This window comes from Actinoplanes xinjiangensis, assembly GCF_003148685.1.
GTDB lineage: Bacteria > Actinomycetota > Actinomycetes > Mycobacteriales > Micromonosporaceae > Actinoplanes > Actinoplanes xinjiangensis.
This window is the reverse complement of record NZ_QGGR01000032.1, coordinates 15,812-39,271: the sequence shown is the minus strand read 5'-3', so window position 1 is coordinate 39,271 and position 23,460 is coordinate 15,812. Positions and strand designations below refer to the sequence as shown.

The 23,460-nt window shown below is 69.3% G+C and carries 14 protein-coding genes; 8 read left to right on the top strand and 6 right to left on the bottom strand.

Translation table 11 applies throughout. The features are described 5' to 3' along the window. Positions 1-88: 88 nt before the first annotated feature. On the top strand, positions 89-2,272 hold the full coding sequence (locus BC793_RS41305) for a putative bifunctional diguanylate cyclase/phosphodiesterase (RefSeq protein WP_307784599.1): 2,184 nt from the start codon (positions 89-91) through the stop codon (positions 2,270-2,272). A gap of 34 nt (positions 2,273-2,306) precedes the next feature. On the opposite strand, the gene BC793_RS41300 is transcribed toward BC793_RS41305, so the two are convergent. Continuing rightward, complete coding sequence (locus tag BC793_RS41300; RefSeq protein WP_146246699.1) at positions 2,307-4,790, bottom strand: sensor histidine kinase; 2,484 nt, start codon at positions 4,788-4,790, stop codon at positions 2,307-2,309. 228 nt (positions 4,791-5,018) lie between these two features. Between BC793_RS41300 and ligD the strand changes: the two genes are divergently transcribed. The 3 genes from ligD (at position 5,019) to BC793_RS41285 (ending at position 10,043) form a co-directional block, all read left to right on the top strand. Next, positions 5,019-6,215, top strand: a complete 1,197-nt coding sequence (gene ligD / locus BC793_RS41295) for a non-homologous end-joining DNA ligase (RefSeq protein WP_203896572.1) — start codon at positions 5,019-5,021, stop codon at positions 6,213-6,215. Between the two features lie 164 nt (positions 6,216-6,379). Beyond that, positions 6,380-7,996 (top strand): ATP-binding protein, encoded by a 1,617-nt coding sequence (locus BC793_RS41290; RefSeq protein WP_109602078.1) that lies wholly within the window; start codon positions 6,380-6,382, stop codon positions 7,994-7,996. 385 nt (positions 7,997-8,381) lie between these two features. After that, on the top strand, positions 8,382-10,043 hold the full coding sequence (locus tag BC793_RS41285) for an FG-GAP-like repeat-containing protein (RefSeq protein WP_158319529.1): 1,662 nt from the start codon (positions 8,382-8,384) through the stop codon (positions 10,041-10,043). 203 nt (positions 10,044-10,246) lie between these two features. On the opposite strand, the gene BC793_RS41280 is transcribed toward BC793_RS41285, so the two are convergent. Continuing rightward, complete coding sequence (locus BC793_RS41280) at positions 10,247-12,088, bottom strand: Hsp70 family protein (RefSeq protein ID WP_109602076.1); 1,842 nt, start codon at positions 12,086-12,088, stop codon at positions 10,247-10,249. Between the two features lie 145 nt (positions 12,089-12,233). On the opposite strand from BC793_RS41280, the gene BC793_RS41275 reads away from it, so the two are divergent. Both BC793_RS41275 and BC793_RS41270 read left to right on the top strand, forming a co-directional pair. After that, positions 12,234-14,693 (top strand): BTAD domain-containing putative transcriptional regulator, encoded by a 2,460-nt coding sequence (locus BC793_RS41275; protein ID WP_109602075.1) that lies wholly within the window; start codon positions 12,234-12,236, stop codon positions 14,691-14,693. Between the two features lie 379 nt (positions 14,694-15,072). Continuing rightward, positions 15,073-17,409: an ATP-binding protein gene (locus BC793_RS41270; RefSeq protein WP_158319528.1), complete on the top strand. Its 2,337-nt coding sequence runs from the start codon at positions 15,073-15,075 to the stop codon at positions 17,407-17,409. A gap of 506 nt (positions 17,410-17,915) precedes the next feature. On the opposite strand, the gene BC793_RS41265 is transcribed toward BC793_RS41270, so the two are convergent. The 4 genes from BC793_RS41265 to BC793_RS41250 form a co-directional block, all read right to left on the bottom strand. After that, the gene (locus BC793_RS41265; RefSeq protein ID WP_109602073.1) at positions 17,916-18,974 is read right to left on the bottom strand and encodes a YihY/virulence factor BrkB family protein; all 1,059 of its coding nucleotides are present in this window, start codon (positions 18,972-18,974) and stop codon (positions 17,916-17,918) included. A gap of 106 nt (positions 18,975-19,080) precedes the next feature. Beyond that, positions 19,081-19,695 (bottom strand): DUF3618 domain-containing protein, encoded by a 615-nt coding sequence (locus BC793_RS41260; RefSeq protein ID WP_109602072.1) that lies wholly within the window; start codon positions 19,693-19,695, stop codon positions 19,081-19,083. Then, entirely contained in the window at positions 19,671-20,096 is a 426-nt protein-coding gene (locus BC793_RS41255) for a phage holin family protein (RefSeq protein ID WP_109602071.1), read from the bottom strand. Before BC793_RS41255 ends, BC793_RS41260 begins: the two co-directional genes overlap by 25 nt. Beyond that, positions 20,093-20,830, bottom strand: coding sequence for a hypothetical protein (locus BC793_RS41250; RefSeq protein ID WP_109602070.1), 738 nt, complete (start codon positions 20,828-20,830; stop codon positions 20,093-20,095). The genes BC793_RS41255 and BC793_RS41250 overlap by 4 nt, the downstream gene beginning before the upstream one ends. A gap of 298 nt (positions 20,831-21,128) precedes the next feature. On the opposite strand from BC793_RS41250, the gene BC793_RS41245 reads away from it, so the two are divergent. Both BC793_RS41245 and BC793_RS41240 read left to right on the top strand, forming a co-directional pair. Then, positions 21,129-21,893: a TetR/AcrR family transcriptional regulator C-terminal domain-containing protein gene (locus BC793_RS41245; RefSeq protein ID WP_109602069.1), complete on the top strand. Its 765-nt coding sequence runs from the start codon at positions 21,129-21,131 to the stop codon at positions 21,891-21,893. Positions 21,894-22,294: 401 nt separating this feature from the next. Beyond that, positions 22,295-23,098, top strand: a complete 804-nt coding sequence (locus BC793_RS41240; RefSeq protein ID WP_109602068.1) for a PRC and DUF2382 domain-containing protein — start codon at positions 22,295-22,297, stop codon at positions 23,096-23,098. Positions 23,099-23,460 lie beyond the last annotated feature (362 nt).

The window sequence follows — 23,460 nt, the reverse complement described above, 5'->3', positions numbered from 1 at the left end:
TCGTACTCAGGCTCAGATGCCGTCGCAATGGGGCCGATGGCTGGTCGTGGGACTTACGCGGATATGGTGCTGGTGGCTCGCAGTCGGCGTGCTGGCGACGACCGGGTATTTCCTGCTGCCCGCCTCATCACTCGCCGCGAGGGTCTGCTACAACGTCATCGGCCTGGCGGCCGTGGTGGCCATCCTCGTCGGTGTGCGGCTGTACCGGCCACAGCGACCTGGAGTGTGGTACTGGGTCGCGGCCGGGCAGCTCCTGGCGGTGCTCGGCGACATCACATACGACTACTACCTGTACGAATTGGGCCGCGTGCCGTACCCCTCGATCGCCGATGCCTTCTACCTGGCCTCCTACCCACTGCGAATCATGGGTCTCCTCCTGCTGTCGCGCCGTCGGCAGCCGGGCGGCCAGACGGGCCGCCTGATCGACGCAGCCATCGCCGCCATCGGGCTCGGCCTGGTGCTCTGGACGTTCATCCTGCACCCGACCGTGGCCGACCGCTCGGCCCCGGCTCTGGCTCGTGTGGTCAGCACCGTGTATCCGCTGGCGGACCTGTTGTTGCTGGTGATGCTGGCCTGGCTGTTCACCGACCCGCGAAACCGCACTCCCAGCAGCAGGCTGCTCAACGCCGCCGCAGCGACCTTGCTGGCCGCAGACACCAGCTACTCCGTGATGATCATCTACTTCAATGCCGACCCGTTCGCCGTGGACGCGGTGTTCGTCGCCTCCACCCTGCTCTGGGCGGCGGCCGCCCTGCACCCGTCGATGGCGGCGGATCCCGCGGTCGTACGGCTCCCGAGGAGCACAGAACAGAGTGTGGCCCGCTTGTGCGCACCCGCCGCGTGCTCACTACTCGGGCCGGCGCTGCTTCTGAGCCCGTACGCGGGGGAGAACACCATCGACGGCACGGTCGTCGCCTGCACCACCATCGTCCTCATTCTGCTCACCATCGCTCGGATGGCCCTGATCCTCACGCAACTGAAATGGCGGTCACGCGATCTGGAAAGGCTCGCCATGCAAGACGAAATGACAGGCCTGGCCAACCGGCGCCGATTCGAGAATGCATTGCGCGAGGCGATGGCCGTCGGGTCGGCGCAGGTGGCGCTGCTCGGCTTGAACGGTTTCAAGAACGTCAACGATGAACTCGGGCGCGCGGTCGGCGACCGAGCGCTCGCATCCCTTGCCCAACGATTGGCGCGGACGGTGCCGGACGACGCTCTGCTCGCCCGGATGGGCGGTGACGAATTCGCCGTCCTACTGCCCGGCGGGAGCGCCTCGGAATCCGGTGCGCTGGTTACGCAGCTCGCCGCCCAACTGCGCGAACCGGTTCACGCGGGCGGTCACGATTTGCTCGTGGGCGTCGGTATAGGGCTGGCCGACGGCGAACGCGACGATCCGATGGAGGTGCTGCGCCGGGCCGAGACGGCGATGTACGCCGCCAAGAGAGCCGGGCAGGCGTACCGACGGTGGGAGCCGGCCCTCGATGAGCAGTCGACGGGGCACGCCAAGCTCGGCGCCGAGATGCGGATCGGTCTGGACGCCGGCCAATTCCGGGTGGTCTACCAGCCGATCGTGGCCTTCCCCGAGGGCCGGATCGCCGCGGTCGAGGCGCTGGTCCGCTGGGAGCACCCACACCGGGGGACGGTCAGCCCGGCGCACTTCGTGCCGGTGGCCGAGCAGAACGGCCTCATCGTCGAACTCGGTGCCTGGATCCTGCGAACGGCCTGCCGGCAGATGGCACGGTGGCGCGCCGAACTCGGCGTAAGCGCACCCGACAAAGTCAGCGTCAACGTCTCCGCCCGTCAACTCGCCCGGCCCGGCTTCGCCACGAGCGTCGCCGACATCCTGGCCGAGACGGGACTTGCACCGAACCACCTTGCCGTCGAGGTCACCGAGACAGCCGTTTTCGAGGGCGGCCAGGCGGTGACAACGCTGCACGAACTGCGGAAGCTCGGCGTACAGATCGCGCTGGACGACTTCGGCACCGGGCATTCGGCACTCGGCCTGTTGCAGACGGTTCCTGTCGACATCCTCAAAGTCGACAAGTCATTCGTCGACAACGTCACGGAGGCCGGCCGGCACAGCGCGATAGCGGAGGCGCTCATCCAGATAAGCACCGAACTCGGTATGACCGCGGTCGCCGAAGGTGTCGAGACCGCCGAGCAGGCCGACGCGCTCTCTCGGCTCGGCTACACACTGCTGCAGGGCTACTACTTCAGCCGTCCCGTCGCCGAGCCTGATTTCGGCCGGAGCCGCACCGCGATCGCCGCGTGACGGCACAGCGGTCCGGGCTCCGGCCGGCTGATGGTCATGGTGGGTCGGGGCGATCCAGCGGTAGGCGGATGCAGACGCTGGTGCCGGACGGCTGCTGAGGGCGCAGGGCGATGTCGCCACCGTGGAGTTGCACGATGGTGCGGGTGCGGCTGAGTCCGAGGCCGCTGCCGGGGGTGCCGTGGTGACGGACGTTGCCGGCGCGGTAGAAGCGGTCGAAGACGCGGTCGCGTTCGCTCGCCGGCGTGCCGATGCCGGTGTCGGTGATGCACAGCTCAGCCCAGCCTCCGCTGCGCTCGAGGCGGATGTGGACGTCGGCGCCGGCCGGGCTGTACTTGAGAGCGTTGGACAGTACGTCGTCGAGGGCCTGGCGCAGTCGGCCGGCGTCGCCGGTGACCAGTACCGGATGGGGCATGTCGGTGCGCAGTTGCACGCCGGCGGCGGTGGTCCGGCGCAGCGCGGCGACGGCGTCGGCGACGATCGCGACCAGGTCGACGGGTCCGGCGGCGAGCCGGTGGTGGCCGGATTCGAGGGCGGCGAGGTCGAGCAGGGTGTCGACGATGTGCTGGAGCATGCCGGTGTTACGGGCGACGGTGCTCAGCATCTGCTGTTGCTCCTCGTCGAGACCGGTCGCCTCCTCGGTGAGCATGGTGACGTTGGCGATGATCGATGTCAGCGGGGTGCGCAGTTCGTGGCCGACCAGGTCGAGGAAGTCGTCCTGGGACCGGGTGAGCTGGAGGGCGAGTTCTTCGGCGCGGCGCAGGGCGACGTACACGCCGATCTGTGCGGCGACTCCGTCGAGTAGGACGGTGAGCAGGTCCTGGTCGACTTCGGGTGCGCCGGCGTAGCAGGTGAGTACACCGAGCAGGGTGCCGCCGTCGCGGACGGGTACGGCCAGGACGGTGCGGATGCCGTGGCGTACGCACAGGTCGACGCGGTGCTGTTCGTTCTCGCTGGTCAGGTCTGCGTACCGGGTGATGTCGGGGATCCAGAGCGGCTGGCCGGACTGCCAGACGCGGCCGGTGACGCCGCGGTTGCGCACGGGGGTGTGCCCGAAGAGTCCTTCCGGGCCTTCGCCGTTGTCGCTGTGGTGCCCGATGGCCTGCAGCCGGTCGGTGTTCTCGTCGATGAGGAACAGTTCCGCGCCGGGCCAGCCGAGGGCGGTGGTCACGGCGCGCAGGACGGCCGGGGCCGCGTCGGTGATGGATGTGGCTGCCCGCAGGGCGCGTTCGACGTCGCGGCGGCAGGCGTTGAAGTGCTCTGCGCGGCGTAGTGGGGTCACCTCGTGAGCGACGACGACCGCGCCGAGGCGTACGCCGTCGCGGTTCTGGATCTGCTGTGCTGTGGTGGCGAAGACACGCGTGCGTCGACCGGGGAGCTTGGCCACGACGTCGAGATCGGTGAGGTGTTCCCCGCGCCAGGCACGCATCAGCGGGGTCTGCTCCCAGCTCAGCGGCTGCAGCTGCGCGTCGTAGAGGAAGGTCGAGACGGTGGCCGGGAGATCGTCGGGCACCGGCCCGGTATCGGGGTGGCCGTGGATGCGGCGCAGGGCCGGGTTCATCACGATCACGCGGCCGGTGTCGTCGCAGGCCATCACACCGACGGACAGGCTGTTGAGCAGTGCGGTCAGGAAGCTGGCGTGCCGTTCCGCGGTGGCCTCGGCCGCTACCTGAGCCGACAGGTCGGTCAGGAACATGCAGGCCAGAGCACCGGCCACCCCGTGGACCACCGACATCGACGCGCGGGTGGCGAGCGGATGTCCGTCGCGGTGGCGCACGGTGAGTTCGCGTACCAGTGGGCGGGCCGGTCCGGCGGCGAACAGCCGCTGCAACGCGGGCCGGGTGGCCTCGCCGCGGTAGTCGGGCAGGACGGTGTCCTCGAGGTGCTGGCAGCAGACCTGCGCGGCGGTGTACCCCAGGAGTCGTTCGGCGGCCCGGTTGAAGCCGCGGATGATCCCGCCGGTGTCCACCGCGACGAATGCCTCCTGGACGCTGTCCAGTAGCGCGGCGCCGTCGAGCATCGGGGCGGTGGAGGCTGCCCGGCCGTCCCATCGCACGGATGCGGTCAGCAGGCCGGCGATGTCCATCAGTGCGAGTTCCTGCGGGCCGTGCCATCGCCGTGGGCGTGTGTCGAAGACGGTGAGCGCCCCGAGTGGGCGGCCGGCGCCGTCGCGTATCGGCACGGCGATGTACGCCCGGACCCCGCTGCCGACCAGCGGGTGCTCGCGGAGTCGCGGGTCCGCGTCGTGGGGCAGGTCGGCTGCGTGAGTCAGGCGGTTGTCGCAGACGACGTGGCCGGCGAACGAGTGGGGGAGTGATCCGTCGTCGTGGGCGGCCAGGGCGGGCGGCAGTCCGTGCGCGCCGAGCCGCTGCGTCCGGTCGACGCCGACCAGACAGAGCGTCGCCATCGGTGCCCCCAGCGAGTGGGCTGCGAGCCGGGCGACATCGTCCAGGGACAGGTCCATCGCGGGCAACAGCTGGGCAGCCCGTCGCACCGCCGCCAGTCGGGCCGGGTCACTCAAGATCGCTTCATCGTGTACCAGCACGTCCACCCATCCCTCGCAGCGCTTGCCGTAAGTTATGCCCCTTTTGCAAGCATTAGATGCATTGATGCGAGTCGCAGTGGGCGAGGCGCGCCCAGAGGGGTGCTTCAGGATCGTCGTATCTGAACTACTCGGATGTAGTTCTTCAGCAGGGGTATCGGCCTGACCTGCGGCGGGTACGGCGTTCGGGTGATCGTCGAGCAGGCGATGCCTGAGCTTGTCGCGCCGATGCTGGCCGCCGCCGGGACGCTACCCGTCGGCGCCGGGTGGGCGTTCGAGTTCAAGTACGACGGGGTCAGGGCGATCGCATACGTCGACGGCGGCCACGTGCGGTTGGTGTCGCGTAACAACAACGACGTGTCGAGTACGTACCCCGAGATGCAGGAGCTGGCCGTCCTGCTACAGGGCCGCCGAGTGATCCTGGACGGCGAGATCGTCGCCCTGGAGCCCGGAGACCGGCCGTCCTTCGCCCGGCTGGCCGCCCGCATTCACGTCGCCTCGCCGACCTCGGCACTGCTGCAGACGGTGCCGGTCGTCTTCTACGCCTTCGACCTGCTGTGGCTCGACGGCCGGTCGCTGCTGGAGGAGCCCTACGAGCGGCGCCGCCATCAGTTGCTCGGGCTCGGGCTGGACGGCCGCAGCGTCCGGACACCGCCGGAGTTCACCGACGTCGACGGACGTGCGGTGCTGCATGCCGCGGAACTCGGCGGGCTGGAGGGGGTCGTCGCCAAGCGGCTGAGCTCGCCGTACAGGGCCGGCCGCAGGTCGGCGGACTGGACCAAGGTGCCACTGGTCCGTACCCAGGAAGTCCTGGTCATCGGTTGGAAACCGGGAGAAGGACGTCGCGCCGGCACCATCGGTTCCCTGCTGCTGGCCGTCCACGACGACGACGGCACGCTCCGGTTCGCCGGCCGCGTCGGCACCGGATTCACCGACCTCATGCTCGACCAGCTCCGTGACCTGCTCCAGCCCCTGCACCGGACGACCACACCCGTCTCCGACGTTCCGCGCGAGCACACTCGTCATGCCCACTGGGTCGAACCGGCCCTGGTCGGCGAGGTCGCCTTTCGGAACTGGACACCCGACGGCCGGCTGCGGCACCCCTCCTGGCGCGGGCTACGCGTCGACCGCGGCGCCGGCTCCGCCCGCCGGCACCCGGACCCGGCCGTACCGCCCGCGACGGGACAGGTGCAGGGAGCCCTCGAAACACCGGACGGCCGCTGGCGCGTCGAAGCCGTCCAACGCGGCCGTGACCATTTCTACCGGCTCCTGCACGGCGACAACGTCATCGACGGCCTCGCCATCGCCACCGTGCAACGTCTGCTCGCCGAAGCCGGCGTCGACATGGCCGACCTCGTCGAGGTGCACGAAGGTACTCCCGCTCGACACAGCGACGTCGCCTGAGGGCGTTGCCACCGGCTCATCAGTCAGGTCGAGCTCGATGGGCGCGACGTTCGTTGCGCATCGCTGCGCTGCCCCGTGGGGCTACTCTGAGCCTGCTGGCGCCATCCTGTTTCCCCCTGGGGTTGGTGTGTCGGAAGCTCACGTCACATCCACGGGGGGTAACGATGTCGGCAGGATCCGAACCGGGCGGCGATGTGAGGCTGGGACTGCTCGAGCCGCCGGCGATGCTCGCCGTGGCATTGGAGGCCTACTTCGCTTTCGACGCCTCGGGGCGGGTGCTGGCGTGGAATCCGGCGGCGGAGACGACGTTCGGATACACCCGGGCACAGGCGTGCGACCGGTCGATCGAGGAGCTGATCGTGCCGGCCGACGCCCGAGCGGGGAGCCGGGCCGAGCTCGCGGCGTTGGCGCGCGGCGAGTCCGGGTATGCGTTGGGACGGCGTGTGCACTGGGTGGCCGCGCACGCCGACGGCCACACGTTCCCCATCGAGATGACGCTCGCGGCCACCGACGAGGCCGGCGGGCGGGTGTTCCACGCCTTCGCCCACGACATCACCACCGCCCAGCGTGCCAGCCGGTTCACCGCGGTGGAATCCGCCGTCGCCCGAGGCCTGGCCGAAGCGGAATCGAGCGCGGTCGCGGCTGCCCGCGTGGTCGAGGCGCTGGGGGTGAAGATGGGCTGGCCGGTGGCGGAGCTGTGGCTTGCCGACGACGATCGGCAACTGCTGAGCTGCGCGGCCCGCCACGTCGGACCCGGCCGGCGACTGCGCGACTTCGCCCTGAACCAACTCGAGCCCGGCGTGGGACTACCGGGCCGCGTCTACGCCGACGGGCGCGCGCTGTGGATCCCTGACCTGCGAGCGGACACCGGGTCGATACGTAGCCGTGCCGCGGCCCGGATCGGGCTCCGTGTCGCTGTAGGTGTGCCCCTGTGCACCGGACGGCACATGCTGGGTGCGCTGTGCGTCTACGGTGACCGCGCCGAAGATCCCGAAGACACCCTCCTCGCCCTGCTCAACGGGCTGGCGGCACAGGTCGGGCAGTATGTGCTCCGGCGGCGTGCCGAAGAACTCGCCATCGAACTGGCCCACACCAAAGACGAGTTCCTCGCCATGGTCACTCACGAACTGCGCAACCCGCTGTCGGTGATCACCGGCACCGCCGCGCTGCTCGACGACGAACTCGACGACCTGACCCGCGAGGAGCAGCGGCAGTATCTGCAGATCCTGCTCCGCAACGCGGAACGGCTGTCGATCATGGCGGACGACCTGCTGGATCTGGCTCGCCTGGAATCCGGGCATCTGGCCATCACGCCGGCCCCGACCGACCTGACAGCCATCATCGAGCAGGCCGTCGAGGCCGCCGCCGCCACGGTGGAGGACAAACAGTTGACCGTCACCGTCGACCTGCCCGAGCGACTCGAGTTGTACGCCGACGGGCACCGGCTGCGCCAGGTCGCCGACAACCTCATCGGCAACGCGATCAAGTACACGCCCGCCGGCGGGGCCATCACCATCACCGCCGGCGCCGACGGGGCCGCGCAGATGATCACCTGGACCGTCGCCGACACCGGTATCGGCATTCCCGCCAGCGAGCGACCCCGGCTGTTCCGCCGTTTCTACCGCGCTTCCACCGCCGTGGACCGGCGGATCCCCGGCACCGGCCTAGGTCTGGTCATCACCCGCGCCATCATCGAACGCCATCACGGCACCATCTCCCTGGCCGATGACCAGGGCCCGGGAACCACTTTCGTCGTCCGACTCCCGATCAAGCCGGCGTAGCGTCACTCGAAGAGCTGTCCTTTGCCAGTGAACGGTGTCTCTCGTACCAGCGAACTCTGTCTGCGGGGTCGAGACGATCGGCCTCTGAGCGCGCAGGTCAAGGTTGACGGAGGGGACTCCGGCGCGGCGGACTTCGAGATCGAGTTCATCGACGTGGCGGGGTCTCGCTGTCGTGGCTTGTTGGCGCAGTGCTGGGCGTCGGCGTTCGAGGAGTTCGTCGAGATCCGCATCCTGACGGCCGCCGGCCACGGCCGCGGCTGGCGAGCCAGTCTCACACCCACGATGAGCGGGCGGCCCGTTTCCCGGCGGATGTCTATGATCACACGGATTTGCTGTGATCAATCAACGGGGGAACGTTGTGCCACGATCTCTGAGGAGAGCCGCCGTGCTCGCCCTCCTGGCCGTACTCGCCGGGCTGCTGTTGCCGTCCCGGCCCAGCCTGGCCTTCGACACCGTCACCAAGAATCCCGAGCAGCCCGTCCGGGTGCTGACCTACAACGTGTGCGGCGCCTCGACCTGCCAGTACACCGGTGACGCGGACGTGTGGACGAAGGAGCTCGCCACCGCCACCACCGGCACCTGGGAAGCCGACGTGCTGATGTTGCAGGAGGCCTGCGCGGGCCAGTTCGACCGGCTGACCGCCGAACTGGAAGCTAGACATCCCGGCGAGTTCAAGGGCGTCTTCTACACGACGGACACGTCCGCACGGAACACCACCATCAACAAGTGCGTCTCCCAATGGGGTGGCAAGGCGGAGTTCGGGCTCGCCACGTTCGTGCGTTCGCCCGCGGCGTCCCGGCTGGTCTATCAGGTCGCCGTCCAGGAGGGCCTGTCCTCGGTGCCCGCCGTCATGTGCACGCGCAGCCCGATCGACGGCCGGATGACCTTGGTGTGCAACACGCACCTCGCGCAGGGTGTCTACAACGGCACGGTGATGGACAACGGGATCAGCCAGGTCATGCCGCAGATCGCGGTCTGGGCGGCCGGCCTTCCGGTGATCTTCGGCGGCGATTTCAACGCCCAGCCGACGTACCCCGCCATCCGGGCTCTGCGGGCCGACCTCGCTCTCGGGCCCTGGATCGAGGCGGACGAGGTGGACGGTCAGCCGACCGCCGGCACCAAGAAGTTCGACCACATCTTCGTCCCGGCGAAGGACTTCGGCTCGGTGCAGGCGACCGTCGACGAGACCCTGGCACTGTCGGACCACAGGATGCTCGTCGGCGTGATGAGCCCGAAGCCCCGCACGGCCTCCCCGCGGCCCGGCGACCTCACCGGTGACGGGACCACGGACCTTCTCGCCGTGCAGAACTCCGGTCAGCTGCGGCTCTACCCCGGCATCGGCGGTGGTCGGCTGTCGCCGTACCGTCTGCTCGCCTCCGGCCCGGAATGGAAGAACGCCCGGGTGGTCCACCGCGGTGACTGGACCGGCGACGGGTGGGAGGACGTGGTCGCCGCCCTGGAAGGCAGCCTCTGGGTGTATCCCAACACCGGAACCGGAGAACTCGGCCCCCGGACCCTGATGAAGGGGACGACCGCCGGTGCCTGGTCCACCAATGTGATCGTCGCGCCCGGCGACATGACCGGTGACAACGCCCCCGACCTGCTGGTGCAGAGCCTCGTCGACGGCGTGTGGTGGCTCTGGCCCGGCACCTCGGGCGCCGAGCCCGGTCTCGGCGCGCCGAAGGCGGCCAGCGACAAGAGTCTGGCCAAGTCCGACCTGTTCGCGGTCGGCGAGATCGGCGGCGACCAGCGCGCCGACCTGTGGGCCCGCCACCGGGAAACCGGCGCGGTGACCCGCCACCTCACCGGCACCACCGACAACCGCGCCACGATCGGCGCCGGAAGCCCGGTGAACACGGGACGAAACACCTGGCCGGCCGCAACCTGGCCGCTCGTCGCCGCATCGGTCGACGGCGGTCCGCCGAACATGTGGGCCACCAGCGCCGACGGCTTGCTGAACTTCTACCCGAGCCAGGGCGCGGACAGCCTGGGCGGCACGATGCCGATCGGCGCCGGCGGCTGGCAGTGGATGACCGCCCTGTCCTGAGGGACGCCACGCGATGACGATGGCGTTGGATGCCCGCCGAACCGGGTGTCCAGCGCCATCGCCCGGCCCCGGGCAGCGCGAGGCCGGGTGCTGCCGCTGGTAGCGGCGACGCGTTCGAGGACTCATCGCCCTAGATCAATCACACAGTTTGCGCCAGTGCCCGGTTATCGCGGACGGAATCAGCCGCGGCCAGTGAAATGTCGTCAACGTGTTTGGTGGGTCCAGCGCTTGAGCCAGGTGCCGGCTTGTGGGGTGGCGGCGGTGATGGTGGTGGCGGTGGTAGTGCCGGCCCACCAGAGCAGAACGGCGATGTAGGCCCAGGTCAGGTATGGGATGGTGGAGACGCTGCTGACGAGGGCGTAGCCGCCGCCGAGCACGACTGCGGTGATCAGGCGCAGCAGGGGCTGGCGGGTGGCGGTCAGCGCGGTGGCGACGCCGAGCAGGATCGCGCCGGCGATCTGGACCGGGCCCTTCGTGCCGATCAGGTCTACCGGGAAGGTGTAGGTGAACGCGGCCCGTTGCAGGTAGACGCCGGCCGCGGCGAGAGCGATCGCGGTGACCGGTGGGCTCGCGTGTACCAGCCACGACGCGACGGTGTCCTGGGGGATGCGGGGCGCGACGAGGGCGATCAGGGCGGCGCAGGCGGCGAGCGGGACGGCGCAGGTCAGGGCCGTTTCGAGGTAGGCAGGGTCGGTGACGCCGACGCCGACTCCGGCGCCGAGGCCCCACAGGCCTGCGACGGCGAGGCCGAGCGCGGCGGCGCCGAGGTAGCCGCGGCGCAGCAAGGTTCCGGTGGTGACGTCGTCGTCGGCGTGCGCCGAGGTCAGCCAGGTGGTGGGTACGAGTTGGGCGGCGGTCCAGGCGGTGAGGACGGCCAGGGCGGCGGCGAGGCCGATGTTCTCGACCGGCAGCAGGACGCCGGTGATGTCGCCGCCGATTCTGCCGATGTCGGCGGTGGCGATGGTCTGCAACAGCAGGGCGACCGAGGCGGCGGCGAGGATGGCGACGCGGACCAGGTTGGTCAGTGTGATCCGGGTGCGCGGCAGCCGCCCGGTTGCCGCAGTGACTCCGGACGGGGCAGTGGCGCCGGCCCGGGGCCGGGTGATGCGCAGGGCGCCGCGGGTGACGGCATGCGGGTCGTCGACCACGACCGCTGCGGGCAGCCCGGTCGCGGTGACGGCTGCTGCGAGGTCCGGCAGCACCGCGTCGTCGCCGGCGACGATCACGGTCGTGACGTCGGCGGTGTCGAGGTCGGCGTCGGTCAGTGCCTGAGTGACCGCTTCAGGGATGCGGGCCAGGTGCGGGGCCGCGGCCGCGGTCACGTCGGCGCGTTCCAGGACCGCGGCCGGATGCGGTGCGGGCAGTAGCAGTGATGCCCGGGGCTGGCCGGCGAGCACGGTCCGGGCCTGCCGGACTTCGCGCACGACCTGCCAGCCGGTGGGTGGTGGGTCGGCGAGGCGGGCCACGAGTGCGGTGTCGATGTCGGGGTGGCCGGGGTCGCGGATGTCGGCGTGAGCGACCTGCTGGTAGTCGCCTTCGAGGTCGAGGATGGTCAGGTCCGGCGCGGCGGTGGCGACCAGGGCGAACCGGCCGGCGGTGGCCGTACCCGCGCTCAATGCCGCACCGGCGGTGACGATGCCGGGAACCGGCAGCCCGGCATGGTGTGCCGCCTGTTGCAGGCGCTGGCGGGCGCGGTGTCCCCACACGGTGGCGGTGACGATCGTCAGTGTCGTCACCGGGGTGCCGGCGAGGCTGCAGACGTGGTTGGCGACGTGCGCGAGGACGGCCGCCACGGGTTCGGTGCCGGTGCCGGTCTGGGCCAGGGCCATCGGGTCGGGCCGGTAGCCGTCGGGGGCGAGCAGACCGGCGGTGAGCGCGGCGGTACCGGTGAGCAGGGTGCCGGTGGCGGGATCGGGGATGACGCCGCTGGGCAGGCGGGCGTGGCCCGCGAAGTAGACCGGATGCACGGTGCCGGCGTGTTCGTAGACCGCGGTGGTCCACCAGGGGGCGATCTCGACGGCCAGGTGAAGATCCGTTGCGGGCATGCCGGGCAGTGTCGCAAAACGACATCACACCGGTCGACCTGAAACGTTCTTCTTCGCATGGTGATAGACGGCCACAAATGCGCTGGCCGATGATCGGCGCCGACCGGTAGAGATCAGGGTTCGATCGCAACCCCGGGGCAGGCAGATGAGCAAGGACGTACGCCGCAAGACCGCCGAGCTGACCCGGCAACCGACCGTCTGGCCGGCACCGGAAGTCCCGCAACGGCGACCGGGGCGGGTGGCCGCAGCGGTGCGGGCCCTACCTGGCGTTCTCGCTCTCGTCGTGGTGCCTCCGCTGCTGCTCACCCTGGTCTTCGGCTCACCCGCGGGCCTGGTGCCGTCCTGGTCGCAGGTGACCGCGTTCGTCGCCGGCGGGCAGCGCGACAACGGGACACAGCTGATCGTGGGCGCGGTCGCGGTCCTGTTGTGGCTGATCTGGTCGGCCATGATGCTGCTGCTGGCCGGCAGCGTCCTGACGGTCGTGGCCGGCTGGCGGATGCCGCGGTGGCGGCTGCCCGCCCCACTGCATCGGATGCTGTTCGGCCTGGCCGGCACCGCGGTCGTCGCCGTCACCACCACGCCGGCCGGTGCCGACATGCCCGCACCGGCGGTGACGACGGTCGCGGCGCAACCCGGCGACAGCGTGCTGCCGCGCGGCACGGTCACCGTCCTGGTCGGCCAGAACCGTTTCGCGTACGAGGTCGAACGCGGCGACTCGCTGTCCAGGATCGCCCGCCGCTGGCTGGGTGACGCCGACCGCTGGCCGGAGATCTGCCGCCTCAACCGCCACCGCCACCAGAGCGGCGGCGCCCGCCTGACCGACTGCGACCTCATCCAGCCCGGCTGGCATCTGCGGCTGCCCGCCGACGCCCGCCCACCCGCCGGCGCCCGCACCACACCACCAGAACCGCCGCCACCCCGCCCTCCCACCTCCGACGCCCCGACCGAGCCGCCCCCACGAGCCCCAGAGGCCGGACCTACGCACACCCCGACCGCCATGCCCACCGCCCCGGCGCCCGGGCAGTCGACGCCGGCAGCAGCGCCCCGCAGCGACGGCGGCATCGACCTGCCCAGCGGAAGCTTCATCACCTGGGGCCTCGCGGCGGCCATCAGTGCCACGCTCCTACGGGTATGGGCACGTCGACGCCACCGGCCGCACCCGGACGAGTCCGTCGTCCTGCCCGCGCCGCCGCTACCGGCGCCGGTCGAGACCATCCGTCGGCACGTCAGCCGCAACGTCACGCCGGTGCCGGCCGTACCGTCGCTTCCGGCACACCCCACCGGGATTCACGGCCCCGGCGCCGAAGGCGCTGTCCGCGGCTTCATCCTCGCTGCGCTGACCGCCGACCATCCCGCCGACGTGCTCCTCGACCAGCAGACCTGCACCGACCTGTTCGGCACCGAGCTGACCGGCTCGCCACGACTGCAGGTCACCCGCGACTTCCCCGACACCCTCGCCACCGTCGACGCCCAGCTACTACACCGCAGCCGCATCCTCGCCGAACGCAACACCAGCGACCCCGCCACGCTGCCCGAGACCGAAGCCCTGCCGCCGATGCTGGTGGTCGCCCGCGCCGCCGACGGCACCGGCGAACACGCCCGCATCACCCTCAGCCTCGCCCACGGCCTGGACATCACCGCAGTCCTTCTCGGCCGATGGCCACACGGCACCACCCACACCGTCACCGCCGACGGCCATACCGCCGACGGCGACGAGCATGCCCTGCCGAGTCGCGTAGCCGTCGTCGAACGCGACGACGCCCTGGCGATCCTGGCCGGCATCGACCAGACGCACACGGGCGAGCCCGCTGCCACTCCAGCACCGGCAGCCGAACCCACCGGGGCCGACCGGCCCGCCACCGCTTCAACGACGTCCGTGCAGCTGCGGGTTCTCGGCACCCCCCGCATCGACGACGTCAGCCGCCCCGGGCGGGCCCTGCGCGCCAAAGCCGCCGAACTCGCCGTCTACCTCGCCTGCCACCCGCACGGCGCCGACAGCGACACCCTCGTCGAACACCTGCACGGCGACGCCCGGCAACGCCAGGCGAAACAGCAGCTCCACACCAACGCCTCCAACCTGCGCCACGTCCTGGCCCGCGCCGGCGGCCCGCTACCCGGCGGCTACCTGCTCAAACGCGGCACCACCGACCGCTACCGCCTCGACCCGGCCACCGTCCGGGTCGACCTGTGGCAGCTACGCGACCTGCTCAACCAGGCCCGCCGAGCCACCACACCCAGCCGCACCGACCTGCTGCGCCAGGCCTGCGACCTCTACACCGCACCGTTGGCCGACGGCCACGACTACGAATGGATCGACGAACACCGCCACCACGCCCACCGCTGGGGCATCGAAGCCCACCTGCTCCTTGCCGAGACTCTGCTGCCCGACGACCCGAAGGCCGCCGGCGAGACCCTCGACAAGGCGATCACCCTCGACCCCTACAACGAGGACCTCTACCGCACGGCCATGCGCGCCCGCCACGCCCTCGGCGACCGCGACGGCATCCGCACTCTGTTGCAGGCCCTCACCACCGTCCTGGCCGACATCGACACCGAACCCACCGCCGAAGCCGTGACATTGGCCCGCACACTCGACCCCTCATGAATGGCGGCACGTCAGCGACCGGCAGACCGCGTCGCCTGATCTGGCTTCGCATCACCACTGCCACCGGCACCGCAAGGTCTTGCGGACATGCATCGCTCAGTAGCGCGGGATCGCTGTCGATGGGTAAGCGTGAACCACGCTGAGATGGGGTTGCGGTCGGATCAGCCGTGAGCGGCCCACCGTCGACGGGCGCCCGGTGGTCGCTGCCCTGCCCGAGGCCGGTGGTGCGGCGCTGGGTGGCGGCCGGTCTGCCCTGAAGAGCCAATCGCTGCTAACCGGGGCCGGTTGAGCCCGCGACAGTGGCAGCATCTGGAGGTACTGCGGAGCCTGCTGGCCACCGATCCGGCACCGCATGCCGCACCGCGGTACTGAGGGGTTCATGATGGTTGACACGATGAGCCAGGCCGGCTCAGCGGGGCCGGCGGGACTGTTACGCGACAAGAAGATGCGCCGGCACCTGCTGATCAGCGTCAGTGTGCTTCTGGCCGCGATGGCGACGTTCCTGCCCCTGTGGTCGCTGACCGACAGCAACTTCGACAAGGTCGAACACCGTGACGCCGTCCGGCAGGCAACCGGATTGCAGGCGGCGTTGAACGCCCAGGCACAACGGCTGATCGACTTCGGGATCACCAACTCGGTATGGACCGGCGCCGTCGACGTCATCCGCACCGGCGACCCCGCCCTCACCCTGATGAGATTCCCGCCCCATCTGATCGGCGACGCCTATCACTTCGCCGGACTGATCGCCGTGAACGAGGCCGGGCAGATCCGCGGCGGCGGCCTGGTCGTCGACGGCATCTACCAGCGCCGGCCCGGCCAGTTCCCCGGCCCGCAGGTCCTGCAACGCATGTGGCAATCCGACGCAGCCCCGGGAACACCGTCGTGCGGCCTGGTTGCCATCGCGGGGGCACCGCACCTGTACTGCGGATTCCCCGCCTACCACACCGACGGCAAAGGCAGCAGCAACGGCGGCCTGATCATGCTGAAACCCGTCAACGACGCCCTGCTCACCACACTGTCCGAGGCAGCCGACGCCCGGGTGTATCTGAACTCGGACCCCGGCCGGGCCCAGGTAGCCCATGGAGCACTGCCCACCCTGCTCGGGCCGATGACGGTCAACACCGACCTCGCTGACCACACCATGACCGCACACGCCACCGTCACCGGCGTCGACGGGCAGATCGTCAGCCTGCACGCCGCCCGGGACCGGCCCATGCGCGAGATGGCCTCCACCACCATGCGCATGGTGTTGCTGGCCGCTGGCGGATTCGTCATCGTCATCGTCGCGCTGATGATCCTGCTGGTACGCAGCAGCGTCCAGGTGCAGATCGGCCCACTACGGCACACCACCGAGAGGATCATGAACTCCGGTGACCTGAGCCTGCGCGTGCCCGCCGTCGGCGGCGGCCACATCGCCGCGCTCGGCAGAACCATCAACGCCATGTTGACCGCCCTGCAACAACAGGAACAGCAGATCGTCCACGCCCATGCGCAGGAGGAACAGCAGTTGCACGCCCGCCGCCTGGAGAGTCTCGGGCAGCTCGCCGGCGGCGTCGCTCACGACTTCAACAACATCCTGGCGGTGATCAGCAACTACGCGGAAATGATCTCCGAGACGCTCGACTCACCAGTACCGGACCCCAAGGACCTCGCCGACGCACGTCAGGACATCGGCCAGATCAGCCGTGCCGCCGAGCGTGCGACCCGGCTGACCAAGCAGCTACTCGCCTTCGGGCGCCGTGACATCATCCAGGCCGAGATCCTCGACCTCAACCAGGTCATCGGCGGCCTCGAACCCATGCTGCGGCGCACCATCGGCGAACACATCCACCTGATCACCAACCTGGACCCGCAGCTGTGGCCTACTCACGCAGACGTCGGCCAAATCGAGCAGATCCTGCTCAACCTCGTGGTCAACGCCCGTGACGCCATGCCCGGCGGCGGCACGCTGGCCATCGAGACCAGCAATACCGAGCGCGGCGATCACGACATCAGCGAGGGCTCGCCCCTGCAGGCCGGACGCTACGTGCGGGTACGCGTCAGCGACACCGGCAGCGGCATGCCACCCGAGGTCATCGAACGCGCCTTCGAACCCTTCTACACCACCAAACCCAAAGGCTCCGGCACCGGCCTCGGACTCGCCACCGTGCACGGCATCATCGCCGCAGCCGGCGGCGAGGTGAACCTCTACTCCGAGAACGGCATCGGCACCACCGTCACCGTCACGCTGCCCGCCGTCGACACCCCGGCGGACACCCACTCCGACACCGACAAGCCCCTCGACCCGGCCACCGGCAGAGCACCGCACGAGACCATCCTGATGGTCGAAGACGAGGGCGACCTGCGAGTGATCACCGGCCGCATCCTCACCCGCGCCGGCTATCACGTTCTCACCGCCAGCGGCGGTGACCAGGCCATCCACCTCGCCCAGACCCACCCCGGCCCCATCGACCTGCTGCTCACCGACGTGATCATGCCGAAGATGACCGGCAACCAGGTAGCCGCCCGCGTCGAAGCGCTCCGGCCCGGCATCCCGGTGCTCTACATGTCCGGTTACGCCGAACCCGTTCTCGCCGAGAATGGCACCCTCCCCGAGGGCGTCACCATCATCGAAAAGCCTTTCACCAGCAAGGAACTCCTCGACTACATACGCCTTCGCCTCCACCAACCCGAGAGCGAAAGCCAGCCTGCGAATGGCTTCGTTGTCAACCGGTGAGGGCGATGCCGACCGGCAGGCGCCTGGCTCGCGGGCGTCGTCATCGACGACGCCGGCGACCGGGCAGAGCAGTAACAACGACGAACCAGGCCTGCGGGACGGCTTCCTGACGGCCCTGCCAGAGCCTGTCGGTGGGGGATCGCCTGTGACGCGGACGGGCAGGTGGTCCTGGTCAAACGGGCGCTACGCGAGGTGAAGCTTCTGCCCGCCACAGCACGGGTGAGCAACGAACACGCTGCGGTAGTCGCCGCGATGCTCTGGCTGTCGACGGCATGCCGTTGCCTGTGCAACAGACCCTGCTGATGGAGGCCCTCACCGCAGTGGCGGATCGGGCCTTCATCGGACTCGACCGAGCACGGGGATCTTTGCCGCGCGTACCCGACCGGTGGTTTCCTCACCGTGCCCGGCGATACGGGAACCAAACTCGATGTCCCGCCCCGGTGGTACCGAGCCGTAAGGGTCCTCAATCGCTACGGCATCGGGCCTGAGCTGTTGACCGCAGACGGTCAGTGAGGCTTTGTCTGTGCCTTCTTGATCTTTCGATCGTCGCGGAGCTCGAGGAAGGGTTCGTCGGTGGGGTCATGTCCGGCGGCGATGGCGCGGCCACGTTCGAGTTCGGCATCGAATTCGGCGCCGAGCAGGATTGCGATATTGCTGATCCACATCCAGACGAGGAAGGCGATGACGCCGCCGAGGGTGCCGTAGGTCTTGTTGTAGTTGGCGAAGTTGGCCAGGTAGAGCGCGAACGCGGCGGAGGCCAGTACCCAGAGCAGCACGGCCAGGATGCCACCGGGGCTGACCCAGCGGAAACCGCCGGTTTTGGCATTCGGGGAGGCCCAGTAGAGGATCGCGAACATCAGGCTGATCAGAATCAGCAGGATCGGCCACTTGGCGATGTTCCAGGTCAGCACGGCGGCCGAGCCCAGGCCGATCTTGTCGCCCACGACTGCGGCGAGGTCCCCGGTGAAGATCACGATGACGGCGGAGGCGATCAGCATGACGCCGACGACGGCGGTCACGCCGACCCGGATCGGGAGGGTCTTCCAGATCGGCCGGCCTTCCGGGACGTCGTAGATGGAGTTGGAGGCCCGCATGAAGGCGGCGATGTAGCCGGAGGCGGACCAGAACGCGGCGAGCAGACCGAGGATCGCGGCGAGGCCGGCGGTGCCGGGGTCCTTGACCTGTGTCAGGACGGTGTCGACCAGGCTCTGCAGCTGCTGGTTGGGGGCGATCTCCTGTACGGCGTCCTGGACGCTGCGCTGGCCGTTGTCGCTGAGCATGCCCAGTAGCGATACCAGGACGAGCACGCCGGGGAAGATGGACAGGACGCCGTAGTAGGTCAGCGCGGCGGCCCAGTCCGTGATGTTGTCCTCGGAGAACTGCTTGGCGGTGCGCTTGAGTGCCGCGAGCAGGCCCTTGCCCTTGAGTTGGGTAGGGCTGTCGGGTCCGGCGTGCGGTGGCGTAGTCGACAGGTCGGTGGGTTTGTCGTTGCCGGTTCTGGTGGTGGCGGCCGCGTCGAGGTCGAAGGCGTCGCCGCCGCGGTCGGGTTTACGGTCAGCACTCATCGCAGTTCCTTCGGGCGCGACATGCGCCGGTGGCGAATCGGGGACGTTGGCGGTGATGTGGACAAGCCTGTGCCGGCCCGTGAGGGCCGGCACATCCGGCGGATCGTCAGGAAGCGTTACGTGCGGCGTGCCGGGTCTGGTCCTTGACGTCGTGCGCGGCGCCCTGCGCCTGGTCCTTGGTGGTCTGGGCGGCGTCCTGCGCAGTCTGCTTGACCTCGCCGACAGCGCCCTGGACGGTGCCGGACAGGTCGTCCTTCAGGTCGGTGGCGATGTCCTTGACCTTGTCGGTCAGGTCCCCGCTGTTGTCTTTGAGCTGCTGGCCGGCGCGGCGTTCGGCATCGGTGACCGGGATCAGGGTGGCGGCGAGCATGCCGACGCCGAACGCGATGATGCCCGCGGCGATCGGGTTGCCCTGGGTCTGCGCGGCGACGGCCTGCGGGGCGCTGCGGACCGCCTCCGCCGCGTCGTGGGCCTTCTCGTTCGCGACGTCACCGAGGTGTGACGCCTTGTCCTGCACTGTGCTCGCCGCTGACGACGTGTTGTCGGCGACGGCGTGGCGGGCGTGGTCGGTGCTGCCCATGACTTTCTCCTTCACCGAGTTCCAACGTCGCTGTGCGACCCTGGTGGGGCTGGTCTTCTCGGCCAGCAGATCGACGTCGCGGGTGAGCGAAGCCCGGGTGGCCTCGATCTGCTGCTTCAGCCGGTCGGGTTCTTCAGCCATTGCGCGTCCTCCTTGATCGTTTCGACGGTTCGCCGCGGCATGGGGTCCACGGTCTTCAACTTCTTCTGGCCGTTCAGGTAGAGCACCGCGCCGACGGCTGCCCACACCACGGCGACGATCAATGCCGCCCGGCCCAACGGCATGACGGCGGCGAGGGCGAACACAGCGGCGAAGCTGAGCAGCACCACGGCCAGGTAGCCGGCGAAGGCGGCGCCGCCGAGCATTCCGGCGGCCTTGCCCGCCTTGGTCGCCTCCTGCTTGATCTCCGCCTTGGCCAGTTCGACCTCTTGGCGGAACAGTTGCGACAGGTCGTCGCTGATGTTGCCGATCAGCTCGCCCAGCGAGGTCCGCTCCGCCTGCTCCGCGCGGTGTGCACCGTCGTGGGGAAAGGAGTTGGTCACGGCCGCAGCCCCTGACCCGGGACGGTGCGCTCCGGTTCGGCGACGACCGGGATCCCGGTGCCGGTAGCTGCGTATTCGGTACCCGGGTAGCCGCCATTCGGCTCGGCCGCCTCGGTGCCCGTGAAGGAGGTGTTCGCCGTGGCCGGGTAGCCGGGCCGTGCACCGGTAGCCGGCGTGTAGACCGGATCCGGCGTCGTGGCCGGGGTGTAGCCGTTGCCGGACGGTGTGGTGGTGCCGGCGGTCGGGTCGGCCTTGGCGACGCTCTTGCCGAGCCTGCCGACGACGAAGCCGGCCGCGAGCGCGGTTGCCAGGAACGCGCCGGGGCGGCGCCGGGCGAAGTCCTGCACCTCGGCCAGCACGCCGTCAGGGCCGTTGCGGTCCAGGTAGTCAGCGAGCTGGCGGCCACCATCGGCGACCCGGGACACCACCATCGCGGCAGGAGTGTCACCGCGGTCGCCCCGCATCTCGTCCAGGTGATCGGCGGTCTGCCGGATACTGCCGACCAGTCGGTCACTCTGTGTCCGAGCCTGCTCACCCAGCTTGTCGCGGACCTCGCCGGCGACGTTGCGGGCCTGCGTCTTCGCCTCGGCTCCGACCCGCTGCGCCTGCTGTGCCGCGGTCTCCTTCACGTCAGCAACCGCCTGCTTACCCTGCTCGGCCACCTGCTTGGTTTTCGACGCGCCACCCGAAGTTGAAGGAACTGACGCGTAAGTACCGGTATTCAGATCACTCATGTCGCCTCCTGCGTAGACCGGGATACGAACACGCAGATCCCCGGCCGGCGCGCTTCTTAATCATCCTCAGCCGTATTTCCTTCCGGCTTCACGTGAATGGCACCAATCCTTCGATCAGCGAACCGCGGAACCGCCGAACCGGGGACGTTTATGTTCTAAACGAACAAGCGAGAAAGATTCACCTACCCTCGACGCCCGTTCTGCCGGCGATGGTCGGACCGGCCAGGTGCCGATCCACCGGTCCGGCTATGGGAAGCTTGCGTGGTATGCGCTGATCATCGATGGCCCAGGAGGCCCGATGGAAGATCCCGACATCTCGCAGGCAAGCGGCGGCGAGACGCCAGCGTCCCGCGCCGGCACGACCGGCGCCGGGCGCAGCGGACTGGATCAACGCCGCATCCTGGACGCCGCGGTGCGGTTCATCGACGAGAACGGCCTGCGTATGCTCACCATGCAGCGCCTGGGCGCATACCTTGGCGTCGAGGGCATGGCCCTGTACCGGTACGTCCCGGGCCGCGAAGCCTTACTCGACGGCGTGGTCGAAACCGTCGTCGACGAACTTTTCAGCGACCCCCACGTACACCTGGAGGCCCATTCCGGCTGGGTCGACTACCTGCAACGACTTGCCCACGGTCTACGCCGGATCGCTCTGGCCCACCCCGAGGTCTTTCCCCTTGTCGCCACCCGACCACCGGCCGCACCCTGGGTGCGCCCTCCGCTGCGCAGCCTGCGCTGGATCGAATCCCTGCTCGGCGTGATGACCGACGCGGGCTTCTCCGACGAGAACGCCGCGGCGGTCTACCGTGCCTTCAGTAGCTTTCTCCTCGGTCACCTGCTCCTCGAGGTCGCCGCCCACGGGGTGGAAACCGGCCCCGTCGAGGAACCTGATGTGTCCCCGAGTGAGGACCTGAGCGATTATCCGAACCTGCAACGCCTCGAACCGCATCTTTCTGTCGATGCGGCCGCCGAGGACTTCGAAGAGGCACTGGAGGCACTCCTCGACCGCGTGGCGCTGCTTCTCCCGCGCCGCCGCAGGCCCGCTCGCCTGACTAAAGATAAATAAACGTCTCCCGCTCGAAGAAACGGCGGGACGTCAGGAGTTTACAACTTAAACGGCTGGGCAGCGGCGCAGGCTCAGCTGGCCAACTCATCCTCGGCGTACGTCAGCCGTCGCACGGGAGGTTGCGGTCCACCCACACGGCGAATTGATGACTCACATGCTGATCGCGTTCCGGCTCCCTGCTCCGGAGATCCGTTCACAAGTGTTCTGCTTTGCGACGGTCGGAGGCGTTTCCGGAAGGCCGCGTTCACGCGCTCACCCGGGATGTCGGATATGGAGTCGACTGTCTCGTTCACGGCTTCAAACAGGGCATTGACCACACGAAATGGTGAATCCATGCAGGCGTGACAGGGGAGGTCGGGGGTAGCAGAGGACGCACCAGTAAGCGAGAGAGGGAGAACCACGTGATTACGCAGGAGCAGATTCATTCGCTGTATGGCCGTGACGTGTACGACCGTGATGGTGACAAGATCGGTAGCGTTGGGCAGGTATGGGGTGACGGCGTGGGCCGGCCGACCTGGGCCAGCGTCCGCACAGGCCTGTTCGGCATCAACGAGTCGCTGTTCCCTCTGACCAACGTCGACCTGCAGGGCGACCGGCTGGTGACGCCGTTCGACAAGGCCACCATCAAGGACGCCCCCAACGTCGACGCCGACCACGACGAGCCGCTGAGCGCCGACGAAGTCGACCGGCTCTACAGCTACTACCAGCTGGACTGGGATGACAACGTCCGCGCCTCACAGGCCGCCGGTGCGGATCACTCCGTTTACAGCGCCGGTTACCAGACCAACGCCTCGGGCGGGACTGCGGCGCGAGGCGCTGACGACGCGATGACCCGCTCGGAGGAGCGGCTGAACGTCGGCACGGAGACTGAGCAGGTCGGCCGGGCGCGGCTGCGCAAGTACGTGGTGACCGAGCAGCAGCAGGTGTCCGTCCCCGTTTCTCGGGAAGAGATTCGCCTGGAGCGGGAGCCGATCACCGACGGTAACCGCGACGCCGCTTACACCGGCGCGGAGATCACCGAATCCGAGCACGAGGTCACCCTGCACGCCGAACGGCCGGTCGTGAACACCGAGACCGTCCCGGTCGAGCGCGTCCGCCTGGGCAAGGAGACCGTCACCGAGCAACAGACCGTTGGCGGCCAGGTCCGCAAGGAGCGCATCGAGGCGGACCTGCCCGACGAAGACGGCCGCCGCGCTCTCGACTGATCACCGCAAACACCAGGCCTGGCACCGACTGCGACCGCTGGCAGTCAGGCTCTGCCTGCCGGCCGGACATGCGGTGTGTTTGAAACCCGTGATACCGGTGAGAGTCGTAGTCAGAAGCCGTCCAGGTTCATGAGGCAGACGATCCCTGAGTCTGGTCGCCGCGCACCAAGGGCTCCCTTCCCACATCCGGAAGGGAGCCCTTCGCATCGGCCAACGCCCGATGACAGCACCGGAGGTGGGCCCGCGACGTGCCCGGGCCCCGCGACGGCGATGCCAGCACGGTGCGCCTGAGTGCGAATTCGACCTTGCCGTCCTCGTCCGCGCTCCCGTCCAAGGAGATGAGATGGGGCACGGCCCTGGCA